Source organism: Bradyrhizobium diazoefficiens USDA 110 (assembly GCF_000011365.1).
Classification (GTDB): Bacteria; Pseudomonadota; Alphaproteobacteria; order Rhizobiales; family Xanthobacteraceae; genus Bradyrhizobium; species Bradyrhizobium diazoefficiens.
Genome location: NC_004463.1, coordinates 6,799,406 through 6,821,494, shown reverse-complemented (window position 1 = coordinate 6,821,494; position 22,089 = coordinate 6,799,406). Strand labels below are relative to the sequence as shown.

Genomic DNA, 22,089 nt, shown 5'->3' with positions numbered 1-22,089 from the left:
GCTAGCGGCCCTGTTTAGCACGCGCTTGGCGTGGTTGCCTATGAGGCATCACGCCCGGCGCGTTCGCCGCTATGTTCGCCCTGGATCCTCGCCACGAGGTCCGCCTTGATCGTGGCGATCTCTGCGTCGCCGCGTGCCCCACGCGGGATGCTGATGGGCACCTCTGCCAGAATGCGCGCCGGCTGCGGCGACAGGAAGAACAGGCGGTCGCCGAGGCGGACCGCATCGTCGAGGCTGTGGGTGACGAGCAACGTCATCACAGGGCGGCTTGCGACCAGCGTCGCGATCTCGTCGCGCAGGCGGCCCGCGAGCGCGTCGTCGAGCGAGGCGAGGGGTTCGTCGAGCACGAGCAGATCGGGCTCGACTGCGAAGGCGCGGGCCAGAGCGACGCGCCGGGCAAGACCCAGCGACAATTCGCCGGGAAAGTGGCTGCGATGCGCTTCCAGTTCCAGGATCCTGAACAGCTCCGACAGCTTCGCCTCGGAGATGTCTGGAGCCGCAAGCCGCACATTCTGTTCGACCGAGCGCCACGGCAGCAGCCGCGGCTCCTGGAACACCATCCCGATCCGCGCTTCCGGCGGTCGCGCGACGGTCCCGTGGAAATCGCGGTCGAGCCCGAGGATGATGCGCAGCATCGTGCTCTTGCCACAGCCGGAGGGACCGATCAGCACGCCGACCTCGCCGGATTGAACCGCGAACTTGACCGGGGCCAGCACCTCGTGCGTTTCGCCCGCGGCACTCCTGAACGTCTTGCCTGTGATATCGACTTCAAGCCGCACGGGGCCGCCACCTTGTTGCACGGGCCTCGAACGGCTGCACCAGCACGGTCTCGATCACGAGCACGACGGCGGCGAATGTCAGGGAGTAGGCGAGTAGCCGCGGCGTGTCGAACAGCTGGAAGGCGACGCCGATCTCGAAGCCGACGCCGTTCGGCCGTCCCAGGAGTTCGGCGACCAGCACGATCTTCCACACCAGCGACAATCCGGAGCGCGCCGAGGCCGCGATATAGGGCGCAAGCTGCGGCAGCACGACATGGCGGAAGGCACGCCAGCGCGGCATCGCGAACACGCTCGCCATCTCGTCCAGCGAACGGTCGAGCGCGCGCGTGCCCTCGCGCAAGGTGACGATGGCGGTCGGCAGCTTGTTGATGGCGATCGCGGCGATCGCCGCCGCCTCGGTCAGGCCGGCCCAGATATAGGCGAGCACGATCACGACCAGCGCAGGCAGGTTGAGCAGCAGGATCAGCCAGGGATCGCCGAGCCGGTCGGCGAGCTTCACCCGCCCCATGAGGTAGCCGATGGCGCTGCCGAGCGACATCGCCAGCACGAAGGCGAGCGCGACGCGCGCCAGCGTGGCGCCGAGATGCAGGAACAGCGCGCCGCTCGACGCTTCCGCGATGATGACGGTGAGCACGGCAGGCGGGGAGGGCAGCTTTGCGCCGCCGACGAACAGCGCCGCAAGCCACCAGGTCGCGAGGAACAGGGAAAACGAGAGCAGACGCAGCACCTCAGTCTCCGGGGACTGCGTGATAGAAGGTGCCGGGGTCGAGCTCGGCCGCCGGCCCGACCAGGTCGCGGCCGCCGGTCTCGGCCAGCACGCGATAGAGCACACGCGCATCGGCCTCCTCGTCGGCGATGCTCCGGCGCGGAATGCCGTCGCGATAACGGTCACGGTAGGTCTTGAGCATGACGGCATCGCTCGTGCCGGTGAGCGGCGCGATCTTCTCCCAGGCGGCGTCGGAGGTGACCAGCAGCTGCTTGGCCTTGCGGGTCATCGCAATGAAACGCGCCACCGCATCGCGATGGCTCGCGGCCCAGCCCTCGTCGAAGACATAACCGACCGCGGAGACCGCGCCCTTGGCGCCGAGCTTCGGCAGGATGTCCTCGATGCCGGCGAGGCGGCGAAAGCCCTTGGCCTCGAGCTGGGCGCAGAAATTCCAGAAATTGAGGCTGGCATCCATTTCGCCGTCGAGCGCCTTGGCGGCGATCAAGGGTGGCGCGCCATAGACGATGGTCGCTTCCGACTTCAGGTCGATGCCGTCCTGCTTCATCCGCGCCTGCAGCAGCAGCCAGCTCTTGTCGATCGCGCCGCCGCCGACGGCGAGCTTGCGGCCCTTGAGGTCGGCGAGCGTCTTGATCGGCGAGGCCGCGGGCACCATTACCGCGCCAAGTGCGCTGGAATAGGGGTAGAAGGTGAGCTTGGCGCCGAGGGCCCGCTCGCGCGACACCCACAGCCAGTCCGACAGGATGATGTCGGCGCTGCCCGCACGCAGCGCGATCTTGCCGGCTTCGGGGCTCGCAAGCTCGGTGACCTCCAGCGACAGGTCGGCTTCCTTGTCGAGGCCGCCGGCCCGGATCGCGGCCAGCTCCCAGGAGAATGTTCCGGTCTTCTGCACCGCAAGGCGGATGGTATCCGCGGCGCGGACGCTTGCGACCTGTGTCAGCGCCAGCGTCACCGCGAGCGCCAATGTCCGACCAAGTGCTCTCATCACCTTGTGAGCCGTTTCCTCGAAGGGAGTGCTTTTCAGGACAATACGCATAGCATAGCTTTCATCGCAACCAGCGGGAGGACGCTCATGAATCTGGCGGGACAGCTACGACCGATTGTCGCCGCATTGGCGGTGCTGGCGGCGACCGTGTCCACGGCGTGCGCGCAGGAGGCCAACGACTATCCGACGGCGGCGCGCGCGGAATATGTCTATGGCTGCATGAAGGCCAATGGCGAGACACGGGCCGCGATCGAGCAATGTTCCTGCTCGATCGACGTGGTAGCCTCCATCGTCACCTATGAGCGCTACGTCACCGCCGAGACCGCGCTCAGCATGTCCCAGGTGCGCGGCAATCTCGGCGTCCAGTTTCGCACGTCGGAGCAGGCGAATTCGGCGGTGAATGATTTGAGGCGGGCGCAGGCGGAAGCCGAGGTGAGGTGTTTTTGATCTAACACCGTCATTCCGGGGCGATGCGAAGCATCGAACCCGGAATCTCGAGATTCTCAGGTGCGCAATCGCGCACCATAGTTCGGTCCCGCGGACCGCCCCGGAATGACGGCGAGACTATCAAGTCCCCGGCTTCTCCACATCCCACTCGTTGCGGAACACATGTCCATCCGTGTCCTTCGCTTCCGCGCGGAAACGCTTGGCGCCGTTGGAGACATAGGTGAAGCGCAGATTGGGATCTTCGGAGATCGAGATGCCGCCTTCCATTGACAGCACGGGGCTGTCGTCCTGCGTCAGCTTCAACTGGTTGATGAAGAAGGCGGGAATATAGAGCTGCGTGACCTGGTCCATTTGCAGGCCGGAATTGTTGGGATGGCCGATCATGATCTGCGCCTCGCGGACGCGGCTCGCCGGCGCGTCCTCGCGCGCGAATTGCCGGTAGCGCATCTGGCCGAGCCGGTTCTTGGCTTCCTCAACATTCTTTCCCGCCGGCGCGGAGCAGCCGCCGGAGGCCTTCACATAGGTCTTGGAGACATAGAGCTGGCCGTCGCTGAGCTCGGCCACCGCGTGGACGTCGGTGTAGTTGTTGACGCGCACGCGCGTGGAGATCTCGCTGACATTGGCATCCGGCCCGAGCTCGAATTTCGCCGCCATTGGCGCCGGATTGCGGTCGATGACCAGCGTGATCGAACGGATACGGCGGGCATCGCCCGGCGAGAGCTTGCTGCGCAGGGTCACCGGCACGATGGCCGCGTCCTCGGCGCGATACGGCATCTCGATGCCGATCACGTTGGCGCCGTCGTTCATCGGACGGTTGCTGAAGATGTCCTGCACCAGGCCCGGCCAGGGATCGTAGGTCTCTTCGGCCTGCGTCGGCGCGGCAAAGGCGACGCCGAGGAGGAGGGCGATAAGGGGCAGGCGGCGTATGCATCCCGTCATGGTCATGGTCCCGTGCGGACGAAGCAGTCAGGGTCCGCGAAGCTCATCCCTGCATAGCGTAGCGCGCCCGCTACTCCCATTCAATTTCCGAAAATGCTGCGGTTGCGTTGCGGGCATTGTAATCCTCGAACAGTTGCCAGTGCGACCGTTCCGATTCAGCGGCCTTGTCCGCGGCGGTTCGGATCGGCGCGCCCTTCTTGTTGAGTGTGCGGACGTCGGACAGCATCGTCGTGAGATAACGTCGTTCGTCGACCAGCGCCGCAGGCCAGTCGCTCACGGGGCCGTGACCGGGAATGACGCGAATTGCCGGAACCGCTTCAAGCTCCCTAAGCAGGGCAAGCCAGCCGCGAATGCTGCCGTCCATGACCGGAATGTGGCGGAGAAAGACGAGGTCGCCCGCGAACAGCGTCTTGGTCGTCTCGTCGAACACCGTCAGGTCATTGTCGCTGTGCGCGGCCGGCCAGACCCGCAAGGTCAGGCGGCGCGATCCAAGATCGAGCGTCATCGTGTCCGAAACGAGTAGGGTGGGCGGTACGATCTTCACGGGATCGATCAGCTCGCCGCCCATGATGCGACGGAAATTGTCGAGATAGTAGGGCCCGCGCGTCGCCAGTGCCTGCGGCAGCCTGCTGTGGCCGACGAAGCTGGTTCCTTCCGCAACGAAGGCTGCATTGCCGAAGACATGGTCGGGATGGCCGTGGGTGTTGATGACGTAGCGGATCGGCTTCTCAGTGCGGGCCCGCACGGTCGCCAGCAGCGCCTCGCCCTCGCGCAAGCTGCCGCCGGTGTCGATCACGGCGACCGCGTCAGTGCCCACGATGAAGCCGACATTGGCGATGTCGCCCTCGTTCTCGCGCGTCATCAGGGCAATGGTCCCGGAGTGTACGAAGATTCCCGGCGCGACTTCGCTTACAGGCAATTCGGCTGCATCAGTGCGTGCTAGCGTCGCTATCCCGAGCAGGGTCAGGGCAGCGATCATTGAAGCGATGTGAGACACTTTTCCGCCCCAGTTCAAAGGGTTTGTTGCATTGCACTGCAACAAAGGGAAGCCAGCGCAAGGTTTGGCAAAACATGGCGCGTCATGCGTTGCATGGATAACATTCAAACAAAACGAGGAGGAAGCGCGATGACGGAGGCCGGACGACATCGTCGCGGGTTGTTCTTGCTGTGGGGCCTGGTTGCGTCCTGCGCGCTGGGCGGCGTTGCCATGGCGCAGACCAGCGAGACCGGAGACCTCTCGTTCGAGCTGGTCGACCCGAAGGTGCTGCGGGTCTGCGCCGATCCGCGCAATCTGCCGTTCTCCAACGAGAAGGGCGAGGGGTTCGAGAACAAGCTCGCCGAGCTGTTCGCCGACAAGCTCGGCAAGAAGCTCGACTACGTGTTCTTCCCGCAGGCGACAGGCTTCGTCCGGATGACGCTGGGCGCACATCGCTGCGACGTCATCATGGGTTTCCCGCAAGGCGACGACCTCGTGCAGGGCACCAATCCCTATTACCGCACGACCTATGCGCTGGTCGCAAAGGCCGGCAGCGGGCTCGAAGACGTCGACACGCTCGAAGATACCAGGCTCAAGGGCAAGCACGTCGGCATCGTCGCCGGCACGCCGCCGGCAACCAATATGGCGATCGCAGGCCTGATGGGCGACGCAAAGCCCTATCCGCTGATGATCGACACGCGCTTCGACAATTCCGCGCAGGCGATGATCGACGACCTCTCGGCCGGCAAGATCGACGCCGGCGTGCTGTGGGGACCGATGGCCGGCTTCTATGCCAAGAAAGCCGGCTCGCTCCATGTCACGCCGCTGGTGAAGGAAACCACCGGGCCGAAGCTGGTCTATCGCATCGGCATGGGCGTGCGTCCCGCCGACCAGAACTGGAAGCGGCAGCTCAACAAGCTGATCCAGGAGAACCAGGGCGAGATCAACAAGATCCTGCTCGACTTCGGCGTTCCCTTGCTGGACGAGAGCGACCGGCCGCTCGGCGCGGAGACGGCCAAGAAGGCGCCATGAGGCGGCGCGTTGCCGCTGCACTGGTCGCCGCCGTTCTGGCGGCACCGGCACTGGCGCAGCAGCCGGAGCCGTTCGAGCCCGAGGGCTACCGCACCGACAATTACCGCGCGCCGGTGCCGGCGACGCTCGCCGGCGCGCGCGTGCTCACCACAGCCGAAGCGGAGGCGATCTGGCGGGACAAGAGCGGCGCGTTCATCGACGTGATGCCGCGCGCGCCGAAGCCGAAAAATCTTCCCGAAGGTACGGTCTGGCGCGATGCGCCGCGCAGAAACATTCCCGGCAGCCTGTGGCTGCCGGATACCGGCTACGGAAATTTGCCGCCAGCCATGGACGATTATTTGCAGCGCGGCCTCGCGCAAGCGTCGCGCGGCGACAAGGCCGCGCTGCTGGTGATCTATTGTCTGGCCGACTGCTGGATGTCCTGGAACGCCGCCAGGCGTGCATTGGCTTACGGCTATTCCAACATCGCCTGGTATCCTGATGGCAGCGACGGCTGGGAGCGCGCGGCATTGCCGACCGACGAAGGGCAGCCGGAGCCGCGGCCGGATCAATAGTAACCGTCATGCCCGGGCATAGCCGTCCGAAGGACGGCGTCGCTTCGCTCGCCTATGTCCCGGGCATCCACGTTCTTCGCGCTGTGGGCGAGGCGTGGATGGCCGGGACTAGCCCGGCCATGACGCCGTGGAGGCCTACTGCTTCTGCAGCTTGGTCAGCGTCCCCGTGCCGTTATTGTCGGTCGCAGAGTAGTTCACCCTGTCGCCGGCATGGACGGCATCCAGCATCGCGGCATCCTTGGCCTTGTACTCCTGGAGCATGCCGGCGCCGCCTGCGCTCCCGCCGACCGTTCCCTTCTGCGTCTGCTGGATCGAGATCGTGCCGTTGAGACGGTCGATCCTGGTGACCATTCCGGTCATGTCGTCAGCAAAAGCGCTGGATGCGAGCACGCTGAGGACCGCAGCGCCTGCGAGGATGAATCTGGTGGTTCCCATCGAGGCCTCCGGGCATTTCGAGATTCACATCGACAAGACATCCTAGAGCGATTTGGTTCCGGCAGATAGCGCGGCAAAGGTTAATAGTCGCAATGAGATCGCGGGAACTTCTGCGGAGCCGTCAGCGAGGTTGACGCTATTCCATTTCCTGCTGGATCACACGGCCGAGCGCGAACAGGCGCTGGTCGATCGCGGTCGGAACCTCGCAGACGAACCGCACCACCTTGTGGCGGTCCTCGAAAATGCGGGTCTTCCAGACCAGCTCGTTGCTGAGCGCCTCGACCTTGGCCTCGTCGCGCGGTGTCGCGCCCTGGAGTGCCTGGAGCTGAATTGTCTCGTCGCGGATCTTGTCGGCGGCGTCGCGCTGCTTGCGGCTGACCCGTTCGAGCCCGTTCATGACCTGCGAGCGCTGGGCGTTGAGGGTGTCGAACAGGCCGGCGAAGAGGAGCTTTGCGTTCGCGGTCTTGTCAGCGGCGGAGCCGGCCAGGAATTCCTTCACCGATTTCTCGGCCTCGTCCAGCGGCGTCTTGCGCGCCGACAGCTTTGAGACCAGCGCGCTGATCCTGGCATCGTCCTTCCACTTGGTCTGGACATCGTCGAGCGCCGGGCCGGCCCAGACGGCGGCGAGCGAGATCTCCGGCACTTTCGCCTGGGTGCAGGGCCAGTCCGGATAGCGCGGATCGGCCGCGCGCGCGGCCGTGCTCGCGGCGGCGAGCGCCAGAACGGCCATGGTCACGGTCCGAACCTTCATCCTTCGCCTCCCGCGGGGCCCCGTCGCGCCAGCCCGCGCGAGGGATCATAGGCCAGAATCGCGCCGATCATGAAGACGATTGTGCAGGTCGCAACCACCGCCAGCGAGATCCAGTTGATTTGCCCGTAGAGCGCAAAACGGATCAGCTCGACCGCATGGGTGAACGGATTGGCCTCACAGAGATAGTACAGATAAGGGCTGCCCTCCTGCACCCGCCAGAGCGGGTAGAGTGCGGAGGAGGCGAAGAACATCGGGAAAATCACGAAGTTCATCACGCCGGCGAAGTTTTCCAGCTGCTTGATGCCGGAGGAGATCAGCATGCCGAGCGAGCCCAGCATCAGTCCGGACAGGATCAGCGCCGGCAGCACCGTGAGATAGCCCGATGGCGGCGGGGTGATGTCCCAGAACCAGGCGATCAGGAGGAACGCGTAGACCTGGAGCAGCGACACTGCGGTGCCCGCCAGCAGCTTGCAGAACAACAGGAAGCCGCGTGGCAGCGGACTCACCAGCAGCGTGCGCATATTGCCCATCTCGCGGTCATAGACCATCGAGAGCGAGGACTGCATGCCGTTGAAGAGCTGGATCATCGCCATCAGCCCCGGCGCGATATAGACCTCGTAGAGGATGTAGGTCTCGTAGGGCGGGATGATGGAGATGCCGAGCACCTGGCGGAAGCCGGCCGCGAAGATGAAGAGCCACACCAGGGGGCGCACCAGCGCCGAGACGAAGCGTTCGCGCTGATGCAGGAAGCGCAGCCCCTCGCGCCAGACGATGCCGGTGAGGCAAGTCATGTACTCCTGGAACGAGAAGCCGCGCGGTGCCTCGCCCGTGGTGATGCTGCTCATACGCCGCCTCCCGGCACTACTTGCGCGCCGGTCAGGCGCATGAAGGCGGTGTTGACGTCCTGTGCGCCGGCTTCGGTGACGACGCGGCTCATCGGCCCCTGCGCCAGCACCTTGCCCTGGTGCAACACCACGAGGTCGTCCCCGGCCATGATCTCGTCGAACAGATGCGTGGCCCAGAGCACGCCGATGCCTTGCTCGGTGACGAGCTGGCGGACGTGGCTGATGATGTCGGCGCGCGCCTTGACGTCGAGGCCGACGGTCGGCTCGTCCAGCAACAACAGGCGCGGCCGGTGCAGCAGCGCGCGTGCGATCTCCAGCCGCCGCATCTGGCCGCCGGAGAGATCGCGCACCTTGCTGCCGGCGCGCTCGGAGAGGCCGATGCGGCCGAGCAGTTCGGCGCTGCGCGCGGCCGCCTCGCGGTGGCTGATGCCGTGCAGCGCGGCGTGATAGAGCAGGTTCTGCGTCAGCGACAAATCGAGATCGAGCGTGCGCGGCTGGAACACGACGCCGAGCAGCCGCAGCGCCTCGCCGGGGCTCTTGCTGACGTCATGACCGAAGATGCCGACGCGGCCGGACTGGATGCCGAACAGCCGCGTGATGAGCGAGAACAGCGTGCTCTTGCCGGCGCCGTTGAGGCCGAGCAATGCGGTGAAGCTCGCGGGCTGCACGTTGAAGGAGACGTCCATCAACGCCCGGCGCGGGCCGTAGGCATGGCTGACGCCGTCGATCGACAGCGCCGGCACCGCCGCCGGATCTAGCTTCGGCGCGCCGTCGCGCGGCTCGGCGATGGAGGCGGGACTGGTCATGGCGCGATCGCGATGCCCCAGGGCAGTTCGCCCACCTGAATGGTCTTGATCACCTTCTGCGCGGCGACGTCGATCACGGAAACATCGTTCGACACGCCGTTGGTGGTGAGCAGGTATTTTTCGTCCGGCGTGAACGCCATGTGCCAGACCCGCTGCCCGACCAGCAGGTATTTCGTCACCTTCCGCGTCGCGACATCGACCACGGCGATACGGTTGGCGGGGCCGAGCGCGACGAAGGCGGTCTTGTCGTCCCTGGTCATGTCGATGCCGACCGGCTGGATGGCCTCTTTCCGCAGGCCCGGAATCTCGAACGTGACCTTGCCGATCACCTCGTGCTTCCCGGGATCGATAATCGAGACAGTGCCGCCGATCTCCGAGGACACCCACAATTCGGAAGCGTCGTGCTTGAACTCGGCAAAGCGCGGCCGCGCGTCGACCAGCACGTTGGCGACGATCTGGCGCGAGGCGGTGTCGATGAAATGCGCCATGTTGGTCGTCTCGGACGTGTTGATCAGCGTCTTGCCGTCGGGGCTGATGGTCATGCCCTCGGGCTCGACGCCGACCTGGATGTCGCCGAGGCGGGCGCGCTTCTCGAGATCGATCACGGTCACCGTGTTGTCGTTCTCGTTGGCGACATAGAGGATCTTGCCGGCGGCATCCTGGGCGAACAATTCGGGATCGGGGCCGGAGGGCAGGCTGTCCACCACGCTTTGCGTCTTGGCGTCGATCACCTGGATGGTGTCGTCGTCGCCGACCGCGACCATCACGAACTTGCCGTCGCGCGTGAAGTCGATGCCGCGCGGGCGCTGGCCGACCTTGATGGTCTTGGTCACCGTCCAGCTGTCGGTGTCGATCACCGAGACCGTGTTGCTCTTCTCGTTCGAGACATAGGCGATGTAGGCGTGCGCGGGCGCGGTCATGAGCGCCAGTCCCGAGAGAAGCCCAACACGCCACATGCGCGACATCTGCGTCCTCATTTCAATTTGCATTTGCTCTCCGGACGGTCGTAGCCGAGCGTATCGAGCTCGGAGACCTGGTGCAGAAAACCTTCCTGCGGCGACACCGATACCACCATGCGGCCGTCGACCAGCAGGATCGGCTGGCGCAGCTGGAGATTCCAGTCGCGCAGCGTCAGCCGCGTGCCCTTGAAGGCGGCGACGGAAAAATCCGGCCCCTTGATGAAATCTGCGACCTTTTTCACATCGCCGGAATTGGTGCGCGAGGTGGCTTCGCCGATCATCCGCACAGCCGTCCACGCCTGCATGTCGAGCGCCGTCATCCGCCGCGAGTTCAGCTTGATGAAGCGGTTCTGCATCTGGATTGCGCCCCACTGGTCCTGCGCGGCGTCCCAGCTGCGCGGCACGAGGCCCGCCGAGCCGGCGACGGGCCGCGGATCCCAGGTGCGGTAGGGCAGATAGGCGCCGAACACCTCGCTCTCGTCGGCGGCGACCAGCACATCGTAGCTAGGGGCCTGCTGCGTGAACACCGGCATCTGGCGCTGGATCAGCGTCACGCCCGAGTCGGTGCGGCGCGCTCCGCCGGCGTCTTCAAAGGTGCGCTCCTGCACGATCTTGGCGCCGAATCGTGTGGCCGTGCGCCTCAGCGCATCGGCGAACAGCTTGTCCTCGTCATGCGAGCCGACCACGAGCAGCCAGCGCTTCCACTGCTTCCACACCAGATACTGGCCGAGCGCGTCTGCCAGCATCGCGCGCGTCGGCGCGGTGTGGATGACATTGGCGCGGCAATCGGCCTCGCGCAGCCGCTCGTCGATCGCCCCGGCGTTGAACAGCAGCGTGCCGCGCTCGCGCAGGGCGTCGGCCACTTTCAGCAGCGCATCCGCCGGCAGATCGGCGATGACGAAGCCGTTCTTCTTGGCGAGCGCGGTCGCGGCCTGCACCGCGTCCTCGCCTTCCCTGATGCGGCGCTCCTCCAGCGCAAAGCGCTGGCCCAGGAATTTTCCGGTGGTGTTGTTGTCCTCGATGGCGAGGCGTGCGCCGGCGACGCCGTCATTCTCCGCGGGCTGCTCGACCAGCGACAGCGTCGATCTGGTGCCGGCGAGTCCGAGATAGCCGACGCCGATCATGACAGGGTCGGCCGCGAACGCGCTCGTCGCAGCAAGACCTAAGCCGATCAGGCCGACCAACCATCGGATCATGTTTCCTCCAGGCGTTCTCCCCGGCTTGACCGCCGATGGAGAATTGTCTCTGTTAAAGCATGACCGATTTGTCAGGGCATGCAACCCCGCATTTCGTCCTCGCGACGCGAAGCGGCGGAATCACGATCATGCGAGCGCTGCTATGTTTCGCGGCTTTGCTGTTGACGGGCTCAGTCGCGCTCGCCGATCCGCCGAAGCTCGCCGTGTTCGACTTCGAGCTGATCGACACCAGCCTGCCCGGCGAGTTCTACGGCTCCAAGCCCGAGCTGGTACGGCTGGATCACATCAGCGAGCAGCTGCGGAAGGAGCTGGCTGATTCAGGCCGGTTCCAGGTGCTCGACATCGCGCCGGTCAGGGACGCCGCCCGTCACGCCAATCTGCAGGCCTGCGGCGGCTGCGACCTCAAGCTCGCCGGGCAGCTGGGTGCCGACCTGGAGATCACCGGCATGGTGCAGAAGGTCTCGAACCTGATCATCAACCTCAACGTCTACCTGCGCGACGTGAAGACCGGCACCATGATCACGGTGGCGAGCGCCGACATGCGCGGCAACACCGACGAATCCTGGACCCGCACGATGAGCTATCTGATCCGCAACCGGTTGCTGGCGCCGAATTACGGCATGCCATGAGATCTTCGCCTCTCCCCGCTTGCGGGGAGAGGCCGGAATTTGCGCCACAAGTACAATTCTCACCGTCTCTGCCGAAGCAGCCCCTCACCCCAACCCTCTCCCCGTAAGTACGGGGAGAGGGGGAGGAGAGAGCGAGCTCACCCCTTCAATCTCTCCGCATGCCAGTTGAGATGATCGCCCATGAAGGTCGAGATGAAATAATAGCTGTGGTCGTAGCCCGCCTGCCGCCGCAGCGTCAGCGGGATGCTCGCTTTCGTGCAGGCGGCTTGCAGCAGCTCCGGCTTGAGCTGCTCCTTCAGGAAGTTGTCGGCATCGCCGACGTCGACCAGGAAGCCCGAATATTTCGCGCCGTCCTCGATCAGCGCCACGGTGTCATGGCTGCGCCAGTTGTCCTTGTTGGGCCCGAGATAGCCGGTCAGGGCCTTGATGCCCCAGGGCACCTGCGACGGCGCCACGATCGGCGCGAACGCGCTCGCCGCGCGATAGCGGTGCGGATTGCGCAGCGCCACCGTCAGCGCGCCGTGGCCGCCCATCGAATGGCCCATCACCGACTGCCGCCTGGCATCGACCGGAAAGTTCTCGGCGACCAGCTTCGGCAGCTCGTCGGTGACATAGCTCCACATCCGATAGTTGCGCGCAAACGGCTCTTGCGTCGCGTCGACATAGAAGCCGGCCCCGAGGCCGAAATCATAGGCATTGTTCGGATCGCCCGGCACGTCCGGCCCGCGCGGCGAGGTGTCGGGCGCGACGAAGATCAGGCCGAGCTCGGCACAGGCCTTGCGGAATTCGCCCTTCTCGGTGACGTTGGCATGCGTGCAGGTGAGACCCGACAGATACCAGACCACGGGAAGCTTTGCGCCGTCAGCATGCGGGGGAACGTAGACCGAGAACACCATGTCGGTTCCGGTCGCCTGGCTCGCATGGCGGTACACGCCCTGCACGCCGCCGTAGGATTTATTGGTCGAGACAGTCTGAATCGTCATGCCCTAACTCCAGTGGCACTTAACCACATCAACATTGCAACGCTTGTGTGACCGAATTTGTGGCGGCTGCCCGCGCGTCAGGCGACGCCGCTGTCGATCGCGAGCCGCACCAGCTCGACCGAGGTCTTGACCCCGAGCTTCTGGCGCATGATCGACGAGGTGTTGGCGACCGTCTTGTAGGACGACTGCACCAGCCAGGCGATCTCGGACAGGCTCTTTCCGGCGCTGAGCAGCCGCAGGATCTCCATCTCGCGCGCGTTCAGCTTGGACAGCGGGCTTTGCGCCAGTGCCGGCCCGGCGAAGGCGATGCTGCGCGCGATCGCGCTCGGAAGATAAGTGCCGCCGCTTCCGACGGTGCGGATCGCCTCGACGAGATCGTCGGGGTCGCCGGTCTTGGAGACGTAGCCCTTGGCGCCGCATTCGATCGCGCGGGCGGCGAAAGCGGGGTCGTCGTTCATGCTGAACATGATGATGCGGGCCTCGGGCGCGCGCTCGAGGATGCGGCGCGCCAGCTCGAAGCCGGAGACGGTCGGCAGGTTGATGTCGATGACGCAGAGGTCGGGGCGCTCGACAATGAAGACGCACTCGCCGTCTTCGGCGTCGGCGGCCTCCAGGATCTCGATCTCGCCCTCGTCGGCCAGCACGGCACGGCAGCCGGAGGCGACAATGGGATGATCGTCGACGATCAGAATGCGCATAGGCGTTCCCCGCGACAGCGCGTTCCCTGTGACTGGACTTGCCTGTTTTGCGCCGCATGATACCGACAGGAGAGCCACGCGCGTCTCATGTCGCCTCATGCAACCCGGCCGGGATTGCTGTACGCTTTCGATTAGATATCGGGCGCTTCGCCTCTGTCAACGTCATCGGACAGGTGCGGGCCAAGCTTCGCGAGGCACAGGCGACACCAATGTGGCAAAATCTATCCTTGCGCGCGCGCATCAACCTGCTGCTGGCGCTCTTGCTGGCGCTGGGGCTCGCCGTCAACATCGGCCGCCAGGTCACGGAGGCGGGGCCGCGGGTGCAGGCCGAGGACCAGAGCGTGATCCGGCTCGCGCGCGAGTTCATCGAGATGATCGTGGCGGACCTGAACGAGGCGCCCGATCCGGATGCGAGGCTGAACCAGATCGCGCGCGATCTCAGCCGGCTGCGTCATGTCAGCATCGCGCTTCATGATTCCGGCGGGAACCCGCTGACGCCGCCCCGGCCCGACGCCGATGACGACACGCGCGGGCCGCCGGCCTGGTTCGTCAGCCTGGTTCATCCCGAGCAGACCGCGGTCAGCGTGCCCGTCTCGATCCATGGCAAGCCCGGCTCGCTGCGGATCACCTCGCATCCGGACGACGAGATCGCCGAGATCTGGGACGGCATCGTGACCCAGCTCGAGGTCGGCTCGGTGATCGCGCTCGCGCTGTTTCTGATCATGATGACGGTGGTCGGCCGGGCGCTGGCGCCGCTCCAGTCGCTGGCGGAAGCGATGACCGAGCTCGAGGGCGGGCACTATGAGGCGCGCGTCGCGCCGGGCGGCGCGCCCGAGCTCGCCGCGATCTGCACCAAGCTCAACCATCTTGCGGCAACGCTCGGTGAGGCGGTCGAGGACAAGCGGCGGCTCGCCGAGCGCGCGGTGTCGCTCCAGGACGTGGAGCGCAAGGAGATCGCGCGCGAGCTGCATGACGAGTTCGGGCCGTATCTGTTTTCGCTGCGCGCGCATGCCAGCGCGCTGGCGAAACAGGCGGATGGACGCGCGCCGAGCGCGGACGCCGTGCGAAAACACGGCAGCGCCATGCTGGAACAGATCAACGCGCTCCAGCAATTCACCCGCCGCGTGCTGGAGCGGCTGCGGCCCGTCGGCCTCGCCGAGCTTGGCCTCGGCCAGGCACTCGAATCGCTGTCGCGGCTGTGGCGGGAGTCGCATCCCGACGTCACGATCCAGACCACGATCGCGTCCGGGCTCGGGGCGACCGGAGAGACCGCCGACCTCACCATCTACCGCGTCGTGCAGGAAGCGCTCACCAACGTGTTCCGTCATGCCGGCGCGACCACGGTCAATGTCGTCATCGAGCCGGCGGAGCAGCTCACGCGCGATGGCCGCTTCTGTGCCCTGGTGCGGGTCAGCGACAATGGCCGCGGCATGGAGCCAGGCCAGAAGCTCGGCTTCGGCCTCGTCGGCATGCGCGAGCGGATTCTGGCGCTGGGCGGCACGCTCAACGTCGTCTCCGGCGACGGCGGCCTGACCGTCGAGGCGCTGGTGCCGACGGCGGCGGCCTGATCGGGAAAAATTCCCGATTTGGTCGGGAAAACGGGCGCGGATATTGCCCGATCTTTTGTGGCTGGCGCGTGAGCTGCTGCCGAATACACTCGTCTCGACCAAACGGCGAAAATCAAAACAGCCGGTGGTCACGGATGGGAAGGCTGGGATGGTCAAGCGTCTTTGGTTCAAGCGTCGTTTGTTGATGGCCTCGGTTTCGACGGGGCTGCTGTCGGGGGTGGTCGTTGCGGGCCCTGCCGGGGCTGCGCAGGATGAGGAGACCAACGTTCAGAACCTGCCGCCGGTCGAGGTGACGGCGCCGCCGCCCGCGACGACAAGGCGCAACGTGCCGTCGCGGCCGGTGGCGCAAGCAGGAGCATCGTCGTCGAGCAGCCCCAAGACACGCATCTACGTCTACCCGACCGCGCCGGGCACCGGCAGGGGTCTCGATGTCGACAAGGTTCCGTCGGCCATCAACGCCGTCGATGCCAACCAGATCAAGCGGACCGGCTCGCTCAACGTCACCGACGCGCTGCGCGACAACATCGCCGGCGTAAATATCACCGAAGTCACCGGCAATCCGTTTCAGCCGGATGTCGAATTCCGCGGCTTCGTTGCCTCGCCGGTGACGGGCACGCCGCAGGGCCTTGCCGTGTACCAGAACGGCGTCCGCATCAACGAAGCCTTCTCGGACGCGGTCAACTGGGACCTGATCCCGACCGCCGCGATCAGGTCGGTGACGCTGGTGACCAACAATCCCGCCTTCGGCCTCAACGCGCTCGGCGGGGCCCTCAATCTGCAGATGAAGGACGGCTTCACCTATCAGGGGGCCGAGCTCGACGTCATGGGCGGCTCGTTCGGCCGCATCCAGGGCTCGGCGCAATGGGGCAAGCAGGTCGACAAGAATTACGGCGTCTACGCCGCGCTCGAAGGCCTGCACGACAACGGCTTCCGCAATTTCTCGCAATCTGACGTGCGGCGCTTCTACGGCGACGTCGGCTACAAGGCCGGCGACAGCGAATTCCACGCCAACATGGGCATCGCCAAGAACGATTTCGGGGCCAGCGCCACCGTTCCGGCCGAGCTGCTCGACAAGTATTGGGGCGCGACCTACACGACGCCGCAGACCACAAGCAACCGCGTCGGCTATCTCAATTTCACCGGAAAGGTCGATGCGACGCCGACCTGGACGCTGGAAGGCACCGCGCATCTGCGCAGATACGAGCAGAAGCTGGTCGACGGCAACCCGACCGATGTGCAGGAATGCGGTGCGGATCCAACGCTGCTTTGCTTCGGCAATGACACCACGCCCGCGAACGGTACCAACGGCGTGCAGCTCGCCAATCCTTTTGCGCCGGGAACGATCCTCGGCGAGATCGACCGCAGCTCGATACGGTCGACCAGCTTCGGCGTGTCGGGGCAGGCCACCAACACCGATCAACTGTTCGGGCACGACAATCGTTTCGTGATGGGCACAAGCTACGACGCCAGTGTCACGCGCTACAATGCGACCGCCGAGATCGGCACGATGGGAGAAAACTACGTCGTCAGCGGCAGCGGCATCTTCCTGGGACCGACCGGCGTACCTGACACCGTCGCAGGTCCGGTCTCGCTGCGGACCGTCAATCAGTATAACGGCCTCTACGCGATGGACACGTTCAACGTCACGGATGCGCTCGCCATCACCGGCGGCGGCCGCTTCAACGTGGCGCGCATTACGCTGGAGGATCAGCTCGGCACCAGTCTCAACGGCGATCACACCTTCACCCGCTTCAATCCGGTGATCGGCGGCACCTACAAGATCACGCCGGAGCTGACGGCCTATGCCGGCTATTCCGAGGCCAACCGCGTGCCCACGCCGCTCGAGCTCGGCTGCGCCGACCCGGTCCGGCCCTGCCTGCTCGCGGCGTTTCTGGTTTCGGACCCGCCGCTGAATCAGGTCGTGTCCAAGACCATGGAGGCAGGTCTGCGCGGCACCAAGGAGCTGAACATCGGTACGCTCGGATGGAAGATCGGCGGCTTCCGCGCCACCAATTATGACGACATCGTCGCCGTTCCTGCGGTCGGACGCACCGGCTTCGGCTATTTCACCAATGTCGGCAGGACGCGGCGTCAGGGGCTCGAGGCCGAGGTCAACATCAAGTCGCCCACGCTCCAGTTCCAGGCGAGCTATGCGTTCGTCGACGCACGCTATCTCGACGCTTTCGAGCTCGGCTCCGAAAGTCCGTTCAGGGATCCCGTGACCGAGACCATCCAGGTCCTGCCCGGCGACCAGATTCCCGCGATCCCGCGCCACCGGGTCAAGGTCGGCATCGACTACAACGTCACCGACGTCTGGAAAGTCGGGGGCAATGCGCTGTTCGTCTCGAGCCAGTATTTCGTCGGCGACGAGTCCAACCAGTATTCGAAGCTGCCGTCCTACACGGTGTTCAATCTCCACACCTCGTACCAGGTCGCGAAGAACATCCAGCTCTATGGCAAGGTCGACAACATCTTCGACAAGCGTTACGCGACCTACGGACAGTTCTTCGACCGCGAAGCCTTGCCCAACTTCACCAATGGCGGCGCAGAATTCACCGACCCGCGCTCGCTGAGCCCGGCAAGGCCGCGCGCGTTCTATGCGGGGATGCGGGTGACATTCTGAGTTCGGCGGATCGACCTTTCGCCAGGCTCGTGATGGGGTGTCGGCACCGACCTGTTCTACCTTAGGCCGATTGACACAATGTTCATGATTTGTTCTTATGCTGGCCGTCCAGCCAGGGAGCGAGCCATGGACAACCGCATCAGTGAAATCCGTAGAGTTATCAGAGCGTTACGTGTCAGCATGCGTGAGGCTGAAGCGATCATGCATGAACAGATCAACCGGGACGAGGACTGCACTTTCGTGGCCCACGAGGTCATGAAGATGCGCACGGTGATGAGCGGGCTCGTCCAGGAGCGAGCCGCCCTTGGTGACACCGACCCGATTGTCGTCGCCAGCCTCTTCATTCCCCGCCGGCGGCCGACGCCGCCGCGCGTCCATGCCGAGAAGCGCCGTCTTGTCCCGCCGCGAGAGGTGGCACGGGCATGAAGGGGGAGAGGCCGACCTACTTCTCCGACATGCAGGAGCCGCCGGAATTCCTGAAGGCGCTCGATCATGCGCGGCGCCTGTCTTGCTACGAAGGTTGGTGCCGGATGCACATCGAGGCCATCCAGGTCGCGATCGATCAATACGCGGAGGCCGCTCTCGGCAATCGGGAGTTCTTCCTCAACAAGCCGCACAGCATCGGCGGGAGTCGCAAGGCCGGCGACGTGCCGTGACATCGTGGATTCGCTTGGGCCTCAATCTTTCGCAAGCGTGAACTCGACGCGCGATCTGCAGACGGGAGGTTGGAGCGGCACGATCTACCCCCGGCTCAGCCGTTCGCGCAGAAACTCGATGAAGCGCTGCGTCTTGGCGGGGAGCAGTCTGGTCTCGGTCACGGCGTAGATGGTCATGGGCAAGCCCTGCCATTGCGGTAGAATGCGGCGCAGCCGGCCGGATGCGACTTCGTCGGCGACGATTTCCTGCGGCGTGAAAGCAATGCCCATGTCGAGCGTCGCGAGGCGGCGGAGCATGCCAATGCTGTTGAGGTGAAAACGGCCGGCAATTTCGGCTTCGACCGTTTGCGTTCCGTTGTGCAGCGTCCATGTGCTCACCCTCGTCTGACAGAGACATTGATGGCGTGCAAGATCGGCCGGTTCGCGCGGCTCGCCGTTGAGTTCGAGATAGCGCGGCGAGGCGTAGAGATTGCCGTGCAGGCGGGCGAGCGGCCGTGCGATCATGTGGGACGCCGCGGATTCTCCGATGCGGATCGCCAGATCGTACGGCTCGGAAACCAGATCGACGCGCCGCGGCGTCAGGTCGAATTCGAAATCGATACCGGGATAATGCTGCGCGAATTCGGTGATCAGCGGGGCCAGATAGGTGTTGGCGAAGTCCACCGGCAGTGAGACGCGCAGCAGTCCGCTCGGCCGCGCCAGCATCTCGCCGAGTTGCTCGTGCGCCAGTCGCGCCTCGTCGACGATGCGCTTGCAGCGCTCGAAATAGAGCTGGCCGGCTTCGGTCAATTCGACCCTGCGCGTCGTCCGGTTCAGCAGGCGCAACCCGATTTCCTTCTCGAGCAGGCTGATCCGTCGCGACAGGGTCGAGTTGGGCATGTCGAGCGTCGCGGCTGCGCCTCGGAAACTCCTGGCCTTCACGACCTCCACGAAGAGCGCCATGTCGTTCAACAGCTCCATGTAATTATCCCATATATGGATCAATCTGATCCATTATACGGTATTTATTCCATTAGGTGGAGGGTCCATCTCCCTTCTCAGTCGTCTTCGAGAAGGAACCCGCCATGAACTCGCTATTCAGTCCCGTCCGCATCGGTGGACTTGAGCTTTCGAACCGCTTGGTCATGGCGCCTATGACGCGGTCGCGCGCCGATGCCGGTGGCGTTCCCGGCGGCCTCGCCGCCGAATATTACGCGCAGCGCGCCGGGGTTGGACTGATCGTCACCGAGGGTACGCAGCCATCCGATGACGGGCAGGGCTACATGACAACGCCGGGCATCTACACGCCCGCACATGTCGCCGGCTGGCGCAAGGTTACGGACGCCGTCCACGGCAAGGGCGGCCATATCTTCATCCAGCTCATGCATGCCGGACGCATGTCGCATCCTGATAACACGCCGCATCACCGGCAGGGTGTGGCCCCGTCCGCGATCGCGCCTGATACGCCGATCTTCACGCCGAAGGGCATGCAGGATATCCCGCAGCCGCGGTCGCTCGCGACCGATGACGTGCGCCGGACCGTCGCCGACTTCCGCGACGCCGCGCGCCACGCCATCGCGGCGGGGGCTGACGGCGTCGAGATCCATGGCGCCAATGGATATCTGGTGCAGCAGTTCATTGCGCCGAGCGCGAACACAAGAACCGACGCATATGGCGGCTCCATCGAAAATCGCGCACGTTTCGCCATCGAGGTGGCCACCGCCATCGCCGGGGAGATCGGCGCGGACAGGACGGCGATCCGCCTGTCGCCTGGCATCACGATGTGGGGCATCGACGAAGGCGCCGAAGGACCGGATCTGTATCGCCATCTGGTCGGCGAGCTCGACAAGCTCTCGCTCGCCTACCTTCACATCATGCATCAGGGCGACGAGCGCCTTCTGGCCGATCTGCGCAGGCTGTGGCGCGGCAAGCTGATCGTGAACAGGCCGGGGCGTCCGCGCGATCGCATCGGCTCCGACGTCGCTGCGGGACTGGCCGATCTGGAAGCATACGGCCAGATGATCCTGGCAAATCCCGATTTCATCGCGCGCCTGAAATCCGGCGCGCTCCTGAACGAGGCCGATCGCACGACGTTCTTCGGCGGCACCGCCCGCGGGTACACCGACTATCCCGCATTGGACGCGATTGCGGCCGTCTGAGTCATCGGTCCTGTACCGCATTCGTGGTGCGGCCGCTGTTCTTCATCAATGCTTGCGGAAGGCAGACCTGCAATGAAACGCGTGGAATTGGACAAGAGCCAGAATGTCACTCCGCCGCCGCTCGAAAGCCTCCGGCTCAACGGACTGAATGTCGCGGTGATCGGTGGCACCGGCGGCATCGGTCGCGCGCTCAGCCATCAATTTGCGGCGAAGGGCGCGAATGTCCTGGTCGTCGGTCAGACTTTCCGCGATCAGGAGGTGCCGCGCATCACGTTCTTGAGGGCCGATTTGAGCTCGATGCGGGATGCGAGGCGGATCGGCGCCGAGCTGCCCGCCGGAAACATCGACATCGTCGTCTTCACGACCGGCATCATGGCCGGCCCCAAACGCGAGGTGACACCCGAAGGCATCGAACGCGATCTTGCCGTCAGCTATTTGAGCCGCCTCGTCATCCTGAACGAGATCGCACCGCGTCTCGGCAAGGACCGGACGAGGACCGACCTGAGGCCCCGCATCTTCGTCATGGGATTTCCGGGCACGGAGCAGAAGGCCGATGTCGACGACCTCAACTCGGAACAAGGTTACAGGCGCTTCTCCGCACACTCGAACACCGTGTCCGGAAACGAGGTGCTTGTCCTTCAGGCCGCCAGGCGTTTTCCCGACGTCGATGTCTTCGGCCTCAACCCCGGCTTCGTCAGGACCAACATCCGCGCCAATCTGCTCGGGTCGCGCGCGCTTGTCGCCGTCGTGGAATGGCTGACCAGCTTCATGATGATCGAGCCGGATACATACGCCGCGCGGCTGGTCCCGCTATTGGTGTCGCGCGACCTCAATGGCCGCAGCGGCGCGATGTTCAACAACAGGGCGGAGGCCATCCTGCCGAGCCCGTCAGCCAGCGAGCCGTCCTATGCGGCCGCCCTGATGGGGGCGTCCGACCGTTTGGTCAGCCGCGCGTTGGCCGGCCGGGCAGGTGAGGGAGCGGGGACATGACCGGCGTGCGTCTTTGGCTCTGACTGCCGCATGCCGCGCGCGGGTAAAGCCTGACGCCCTCTTAACGGACCGGAAACCATGGCAAATGATCCGAAAATTTTAACGAAACTGTTTGGCTGTCTGCGCGTCGGTTTGCCGGAGGGCCCGTCTGATGACAGAGCACCAGTTGAGAGAGCAGGAATCCCGGATCGCGCGTTATCGGCATCTGGAACGGGAAGTGACCGACCCGCTTGCCGCGTGTCTGCTTCATAGCATCATCGAGGATCTTGAAGCCGAGCTGCGCAGGGACCGACCGGATTGGCACGGGCCGCGCGATTAACGCTTTCTTAGCGCTAATCATGCGGATTGTTTGCGGGGGACTACCAGGGGAGACGGC

General features: G+C 65.0%; 25 protein-coding genes. 11 read left to right on the top strand and 14 right to left on the bottom strand.

Features of this window, described 5'->3' with window-relative positions:
• Nucleotides 1-38: 38 nt before the first annotated feature.
• Genes BJA_RS31405 through BJA_RS31395 form a run of 3 tightly spaced genes read right to left on the bottom strand, consistent with a single transcriptional unit; the run spans nucleotide 39 to nucleotide 2,488 of the window.
• Complete coding sequence (locus tag BJA_RS31405; protein ID WP_028174368.1) at nucleotides 39-779, bottom strand: ABC transporter ATP-binding protein; 741 nt, start codon at nucleotides 777-779, stop codon at nucleotides 39-41.
• Nucleotides 769-1,506 carry an ABC transporter permease gene (locus tag BJA_RS31400; protein WP_011088940.1) on the bottom strand — a complete coding sequence of 246 codons (738 nt, stop codon included), beginning with the start codon at nucleotides 1,504-1,506 and terminating at the stop codon, nucleotides 769-771. Before BJA_RS31400 ends, BJA_RS31405 begins: the two co-directional genes overlap by 11 nt.
• 1 nt (nucleotide 1,507) lies before the next feature.
• Complete coding sequence (locus tag BJA_RS31395) at nucleotides 1,508-2,488, bottom strand: ABC transporter substrate-binding protein (RefSeq protein ID WP_038966734.1); 981 nt, start codon at nucleotides 2,486-2,488, stop codon at nucleotides 1,508-1,510.
• A gap of 87 nt (nucleotides 2,489-2,575) precedes the next feature.
• Here BJA_RS31395 and BJA_RS31390 point away from each other — a divergent pair, with 87 nt between their 5' ends.
• Entirely contained in the window at nucleotides 2,576-2,935 is a 360-nt protein-coding gene (locus BJA_RS31390) for a hypothetical protein (protein WP_038966733.1), read from the top strand.
• Nucleotides 2,936-3,055: 120 nt separating this feature from the next.
• Here the strand turns inward: BJA_RS31390 and BJA_RS31385 are convergent, their stop codons facing one another.
• Both BJA_RS31385 and BJA_RS31380 read right to left on the bottom strand, forming a co-directional pair.
• A complete protein-coding gene (locus BJA_RS31385; protein ID WP_038966743.1) occupies nucleotides 3,056-3,874 on the bottom strand; it encodes a quinoprotein dehydrogenase-associated SoxYZ-like carrier in 819 nt (272 codons plus the stop codon).
• Between the two features lie 70 nt (nucleotides 3,875-3,944).
• Complete coding sequence (locus BJA_RS31380; RefSeq protein WP_038966742.1) at nucleotides 3,945-4,871, bottom strand: quinoprotein relay system zinc metallohydrolase 2; 927 nt, start codon at nucleotides 4,869-4,871, stop codon at nucleotides 3,945-3,947.
• Nucleotides 4,872-5,000: 129 nt separating this feature from the next.
• Between BJA_RS31380 and BJA_RS31375 the strand changes: the two genes are divergently transcribed.
• Together BJA_RS31375 and BJA_RS31370 are read left to right on the top strand one after the other, a co-directional pair.
• Nucleotides 5,001-5,882 (top strand): substrate-binding domain-containing protein, encoded by an 882-nt coding sequence (locus BJA_RS31375; protein ID WP_038966732.1) that lies wholly within the window; start codon nucleotides 5,001-5,003, stop codon nucleotides 5,880-5,882.
• Entirely contained in the window at nucleotides 5,879-6,436 is a 558-nt protein-coding gene (locus BJA_RS31370; RefSeq protein ID WP_011088934.1) for a PQQ-dependent catabolism-associated CXXCW motif protein, read from the top strand. Before BJA_RS31375 ends, BJA_RS31370 begins: the two co-directional genes overlap by 4 nt.
• Before the next feature lie 135 nt (nucleotides 6,437-6,571).
• On the opposite strand, the gene BJA_RS31365 is transcribed toward BJA_RS31370, so the two are convergent.
• From BJA_RS31365 to BJA_RS31340, 6 genes are all read right to left on the bottom strand, one after another.
• Nucleotides 6,572-6,871, bottom strand: a complete 300-nt coding sequence (locus tag BJA_RS31365) for a copper-binding protein (RefSeq protein ID WP_011088933.1) — start codon at nucleotides 6,869-6,871, stop codon at nucleotides 6,572-6,574.
• A gap of 136 nt (nucleotides 6,872-7,007) precedes the next feature.
• On the bottom strand, nucleotides 7,008-7,622 hold the full coding sequence (locus tag BJA_RS31360) for a hypothetical protein (protein WP_011088932.1): 615 nt from the start codon (nucleotides 7,620-7,622) through the stop codon (nucleotides 7,008-7,010).
• Nucleotides 7,619-8,467, bottom strand: coding sequence for an ABC transporter permease (locus BJA_RS31355; RefSeq protein WP_011088931.1), 849 nt, complete (start codon nucleotides 8,465-8,467; stop codon nucleotides 7,619-7,621). Before BJA_RS31355 ends, BJA_RS31360 begins: the two co-directional genes overlap by 4 nt.
• A complete protein-coding gene (locus tag BJA_RS31350) occupies nucleotides 8,464-9,273 on the bottom strand; it encodes an ABC transporter ATP-binding protein (protein WP_011088930.1) in 810 nt (269 codons plus the stop codon). The genes BJA_RS31355 and BJA_RS31350 overlap by 4 nt, the downstream gene beginning before the upstream one ends.
• Nucleotides 9,270-10,238, bottom strand: coding sequence for a YVTN family beta-propeller repeat protein (locus BJA_RS31345; protein ID WP_038966741.1), 969 nt, complete (start codon nucleotides 10,236-10,238; stop codon nucleotides 9,270-9,272). Before BJA_RS31345 ends, BJA_RS31350 begins: the two co-directional genes overlap by 4 nt.
• An 8-nt stretch (nucleotides 10,239-10,246) precedes the next feature.
• Nucleotides 10,247-11,428 carry an ABC transporter substrate-binding protein gene (locus tag BJA_RS31340; RefSeq protein WP_011088928.1) on the bottom strand — a complete coding sequence of 394 codons (1,182 nt, stop codon included), beginning with the start codon at nucleotides 11,426-11,428 and terminating at the stop codon, nucleotides 10,247-10,249.
• Nucleotides 11,429-11,487: 59 nt separating this feature from the next.
• Between BJA_RS31340 and BJA_RS31335 the strand changes: the two genes are divergently transcribed.
• Nucleotides 11,488-12,057, top strand: a complete 570-nt coding sequence (locus BJA_RS31335; RefSeq protein WP_011088927.1) for a DUF3280 domain-containing protein — start codon at nucleotides 11,488-11,490, stop codon at nucleotides 12,055-12,057.
• A 137-nt stretch (nucleotides 12,058-12,194) separates the two neighbouring features.
• Here BJA_RS31335 and fghA read toward each other — a convergent pair whose 3' ends face one another.
• On the bottom strand, nucleotides 12,195-13,040 hold the full coding sequence (gene fghA, locus BJA_RS31330) for an S-formylglutathione hydrolase (protein WP_011088926.1): 846 nt from the start codon (nucleotides 13,038-13,040) through the stop codon (nucleotides 12,195-12,197).
• Between the two features lie 77 nt (nucleotides 13,041-13,117).
• Entirely contained in the window at nucleotides 13,118-13,738 is a 621-nt protein-coding gene (locus BJA_RS31325) for a response regulator (RefSeq protein ID WP_027546488.1), read from the bottom strand.
• Between the two features lie 209 nt (nucleotides 13,739-13,947).
• Here BJA_RS31325 and BJA_RS31320 point away from each other — a divergent pair, with 209 nt between their 5' ends.
• The 4 genes from BJA_RS31320 (at nucleotide 13,948) to BJA_RS31305 (ending at nucleotide 18,585) form a co-directional block, all read left to right on the top strand.
• Complete coding sequence (locus BJA_RS31320) at nucleotides 13,948-15,306, top strand: histidine kinase (RefSeq protein ID WP_038966731.1); 1,359 nt, start codon at nucleotides 13,948-13,950, stop codon at nucleotides 15,304-15,306.
• Between the two features lie 148 nt (nucleotides 15,307-15,454).
• The gene (locus tag BJA_RS31315; protein WP_178372678.1) at nucleotides 15,455-17,929 is read left to right on the top strand and encodes a TonB-dependent receptor; all 2,475 of its coding nucleotides are present in this window, start codon (nucleotides 15,455-15,457) and stop codon (nucleotides 17,927-17,929) included.
• 126 nt (nucleotides 17,930-18,055) lie between these two features.
• Entirely contained in the window at nucleotides 18,056-18,355 is a 300-nt protein-coding gene (locus tag BJA_RS31310) for a hypothetical protein (RefSeq protein ID WP_028174385.1), read from the top strand.
• Nucleotides 18,352-18,585 (top strand): hypothetical protein, encoded by a 234-nt coding sequence (locus tag BJA_RS31305; protein ID WP_027546492.1) that lies wholly within the window; start codon nucleotides 18,352-18,354, stop codon nucleotides 18,583-18,585. Before BJA_RS31310 ends, BJA_RS31305 begins: the two co-directional genes overlap by 4 nt.
• Nucleotides 18,586-18,669: 84 nt before the next feature.
• On the opposite strand, the gene BJA_RS31300 is transcribed toward BJA_RS31305, so the two are convergent.
• Nucleotides 18,670-19,545: a LysR family transcriptional regulator gene (locus BJA_RS31300; protein ID WP_011088921.1), complete on the bottom strand. Its 876-nt coding sequence runs from the start codon at nucleotides 19,543-19,545 to the stop codon at nucleotides 18,670-18,672.
• A 104-nt stretch (nucleotides 19,546-19,649) separates the two neighbouring features.
• Here BJA_RS31300 and BJA_RS31295 point away from each other — a divergent pair, with 104 nt between their 5' ends.
• The 3 genes from BJA_RS31295 to BJA_RS42445 all read left to right on the top strand — a co-directional run bounded on the left by BJA_RS31295 (nucleotide 19,650) and on the right by BJA_RS42445 (nucleotide 22,032).
• A complete protein-coding gene (locus BJA_RS31295) occupies nucleotides 19,650-20,723 on the top strand; it encodes an alkene reductase (RefSeq protein ID WP_038966730.1) in 1,074 nt (357 codons plus the stop codon).
• A 72-nt stretch (nucleotides 20,724-20,795) separates the two neighbouring features.
• The gene (locus BJA_RS31290) at nucleotides 20,796-21,713 is read left to right on the top strand and encodes an SDR family NAD(P)-dependent oxidoreductase (protein ID WP_162494132.1); all 918 of its coding nucleotides are present in this window, start codon (nucleotides 20,796-20,798) and stop codon (nucleotides 21,711-21,713) included.
• 151 nt (nucleotides 21,714-21,864) lie between these two features.
• On the top strand, nucleotides 21,865-22,032 hold the full coding sequence (locus BJA_RS42445; protein ID WP_165448169.1) for a hypothetical protein: 168 nt from the start codon (nucleotides 21,865-21,867) through the stop codon (nucleotides 22,030-22,032).
• The last annotated feature ends 57 nt before the right edge of the window (nucleotides 22,033-22,089 follow it).

What these genes read in the sequence shown, in the direction of transcription:
- BJA_RS31320 (WP_038966731.1), top strand. Translation starts at nt 13,948, where the DNA reads ATGTGGCAAAATCTATCCTTGCGCGCGCGCATCAACCTGCTGCTGGCG.
- BJA_RS31295 (WP_038966730.1), top strand. Translation starts at nt 19,650, where the DNA reads ATGAACTCGCTATTCAGTCCCGTCCGCATCGGTGGACTTGAGCTTTCG.
- BJA_RS31305 (WP_027546492.1), top strand. Translation starts at nt 18,352, where the DNA reads ATGAAGGGGGAGAGGCCGACCTACTTCTCCGACATGCAGGAGCCGCCG.
- fghA (WP_011088926.1), bottom strand. Translation starts at nt 13,040, where the DNA reads ATGACGATTCAGACTGTCTCGACCAATAAATCCTACGGCGGCGTGCAG.
- BJA_RS31290 (WP_162494132.1), top strand. Translation starts at nt 20,796, where the DNA reads ATGAAACGCGTGGAATTGGACAAGAGCCAGAATGTCACTCCGCCGCCG.
- BJA_RS31355 (WP_011088931.1), bottom strand. Translation starts at nt 8,467, where the DNA reads ATGAGCAGCATCACCACGGGCGAGGCACCGCGCGGCTTCTCGTTCCAG.
- BJA_RS31350 (WP_011088930.1), bottom strand. Translation starts at nt 9,273, where the DNA reads ATGACCAGTCCCGCCTCCATCGCCGAGCCGCGCGACGGCGCGCCGAAG.
- BJA_RS31375 (WP_038966732.1), top strand. Translation starts at nt 5,001, where the DNA reads ATGACGGAGGCCGGACGACATCGTCGCGGGTTGTTCTTGCTGTGGGGC.
- BJA_RS31365 (WP_011088933.1), bottom strand. Translation starts at nt 6,871, where the DNA reads ATGGGAACCACCAGATTCATCCTCGCAGGCGCTGCGGTCCTCAGCGTG.
- BJA_RS31395 (WP_038966734.1), bottom strand. Translation starts at nt 2,488, where the DNA reads ATGAGAGCACTTGGTCGGACATTGGCGCTCGCGGTGACGCTGGCGCTG.
- BJA_RS31385 (WP_038966743.1), bottom strand. Translation starts at nt 3,874, where the DNA reads ATGACGGGATGCATACGCCGCCTGCCCCTTATCGCCCTCCTCCTCGGC.
- BJA_RS31340 (WP_011088928.1), bottom strand. Translation starts at nt 11,428, where the DNA reads ATGATCCGATGGTTGGTCGGCCTGATCGGCTTAGGTCTTGCTGCGACG.
- BJA_RS31390 (WP_038966733.1), top strand. Translation starts at nt 2,576, where the DNA reads ATGAATCTGGCGGGACAGCTACGACCGATTGTCGCCGCATTGGCGGTG.
- BJA_RS31310 (WP_028174385.1), top strand. Translation starts at nt 18,056, where the DNA reads ATGGACAACCGCATCAGTGAAATCCGTAGAGTTATCAGAGCGTTACGT.
- BJA_RS31315 (WP_178372678.1), top strand. Translation starts at nt 15,455, where the DNA reads ATGGTCAAGCGTCTTTGGTTCAAGCGTCGTTTGTTGATGGCCTCGGTT.
- BJA_RS31325 (WP_027546488.1), bottom strand. Translation starts at nt 13,738, where the DNA reads ATGCGCATTCTGATCGTCGACGATCATCCCATTGTCGCCTCCGGCTGC.
- BJA_RS31345 (WP_038966741.1), bottom strand. Translation starts at nt 10,238, where the DNA reads ATGTCGCGCATGTGGCGTGTTGGGCTTCTCTCGGGACTGGCGCTCATG.
- BJA_RS31370 (WP_011088934.1), top strand. Translation starts at nt 5,879, where the DNA reads ATGAGGCGGCGCGTTGCCGCTGCACTGGTCGCCGCCGTTCTGGCGGCA.
- BJA_RS42445 (WP_165448169.1), top strand. Translation starts at nt 21,865, where the DNA reads ATGACAGAGCACCAGTTGAGAGAGCAGGAATCCCGGATCGCGCGTTAT.
- BJA_RS31300 (WP_011088921.1), bottom strand. Translation starts at nt 19,545, where the DNA reads ATGGAGCTGTTGAACGACATGGCGCTCTTCGTGGAGGTCGTGAAGGCC.
- BJA_RS31335 (WP_011088927.1), top strand. Translation starts at nt 11,488, where the DNA reads ATGACCGATTTGTCAGGGCATGCAACCCCGCATTTCGTCCTCGCGACG.
- BJA_RS31360 (WP_011088932.1), bottom strand. Translation starts at nt 7,622, where the DNA reads ATGAAGGTTCGGACCGTGACCATGGCCGTTCTGGCGCTCGCCGCCGCG.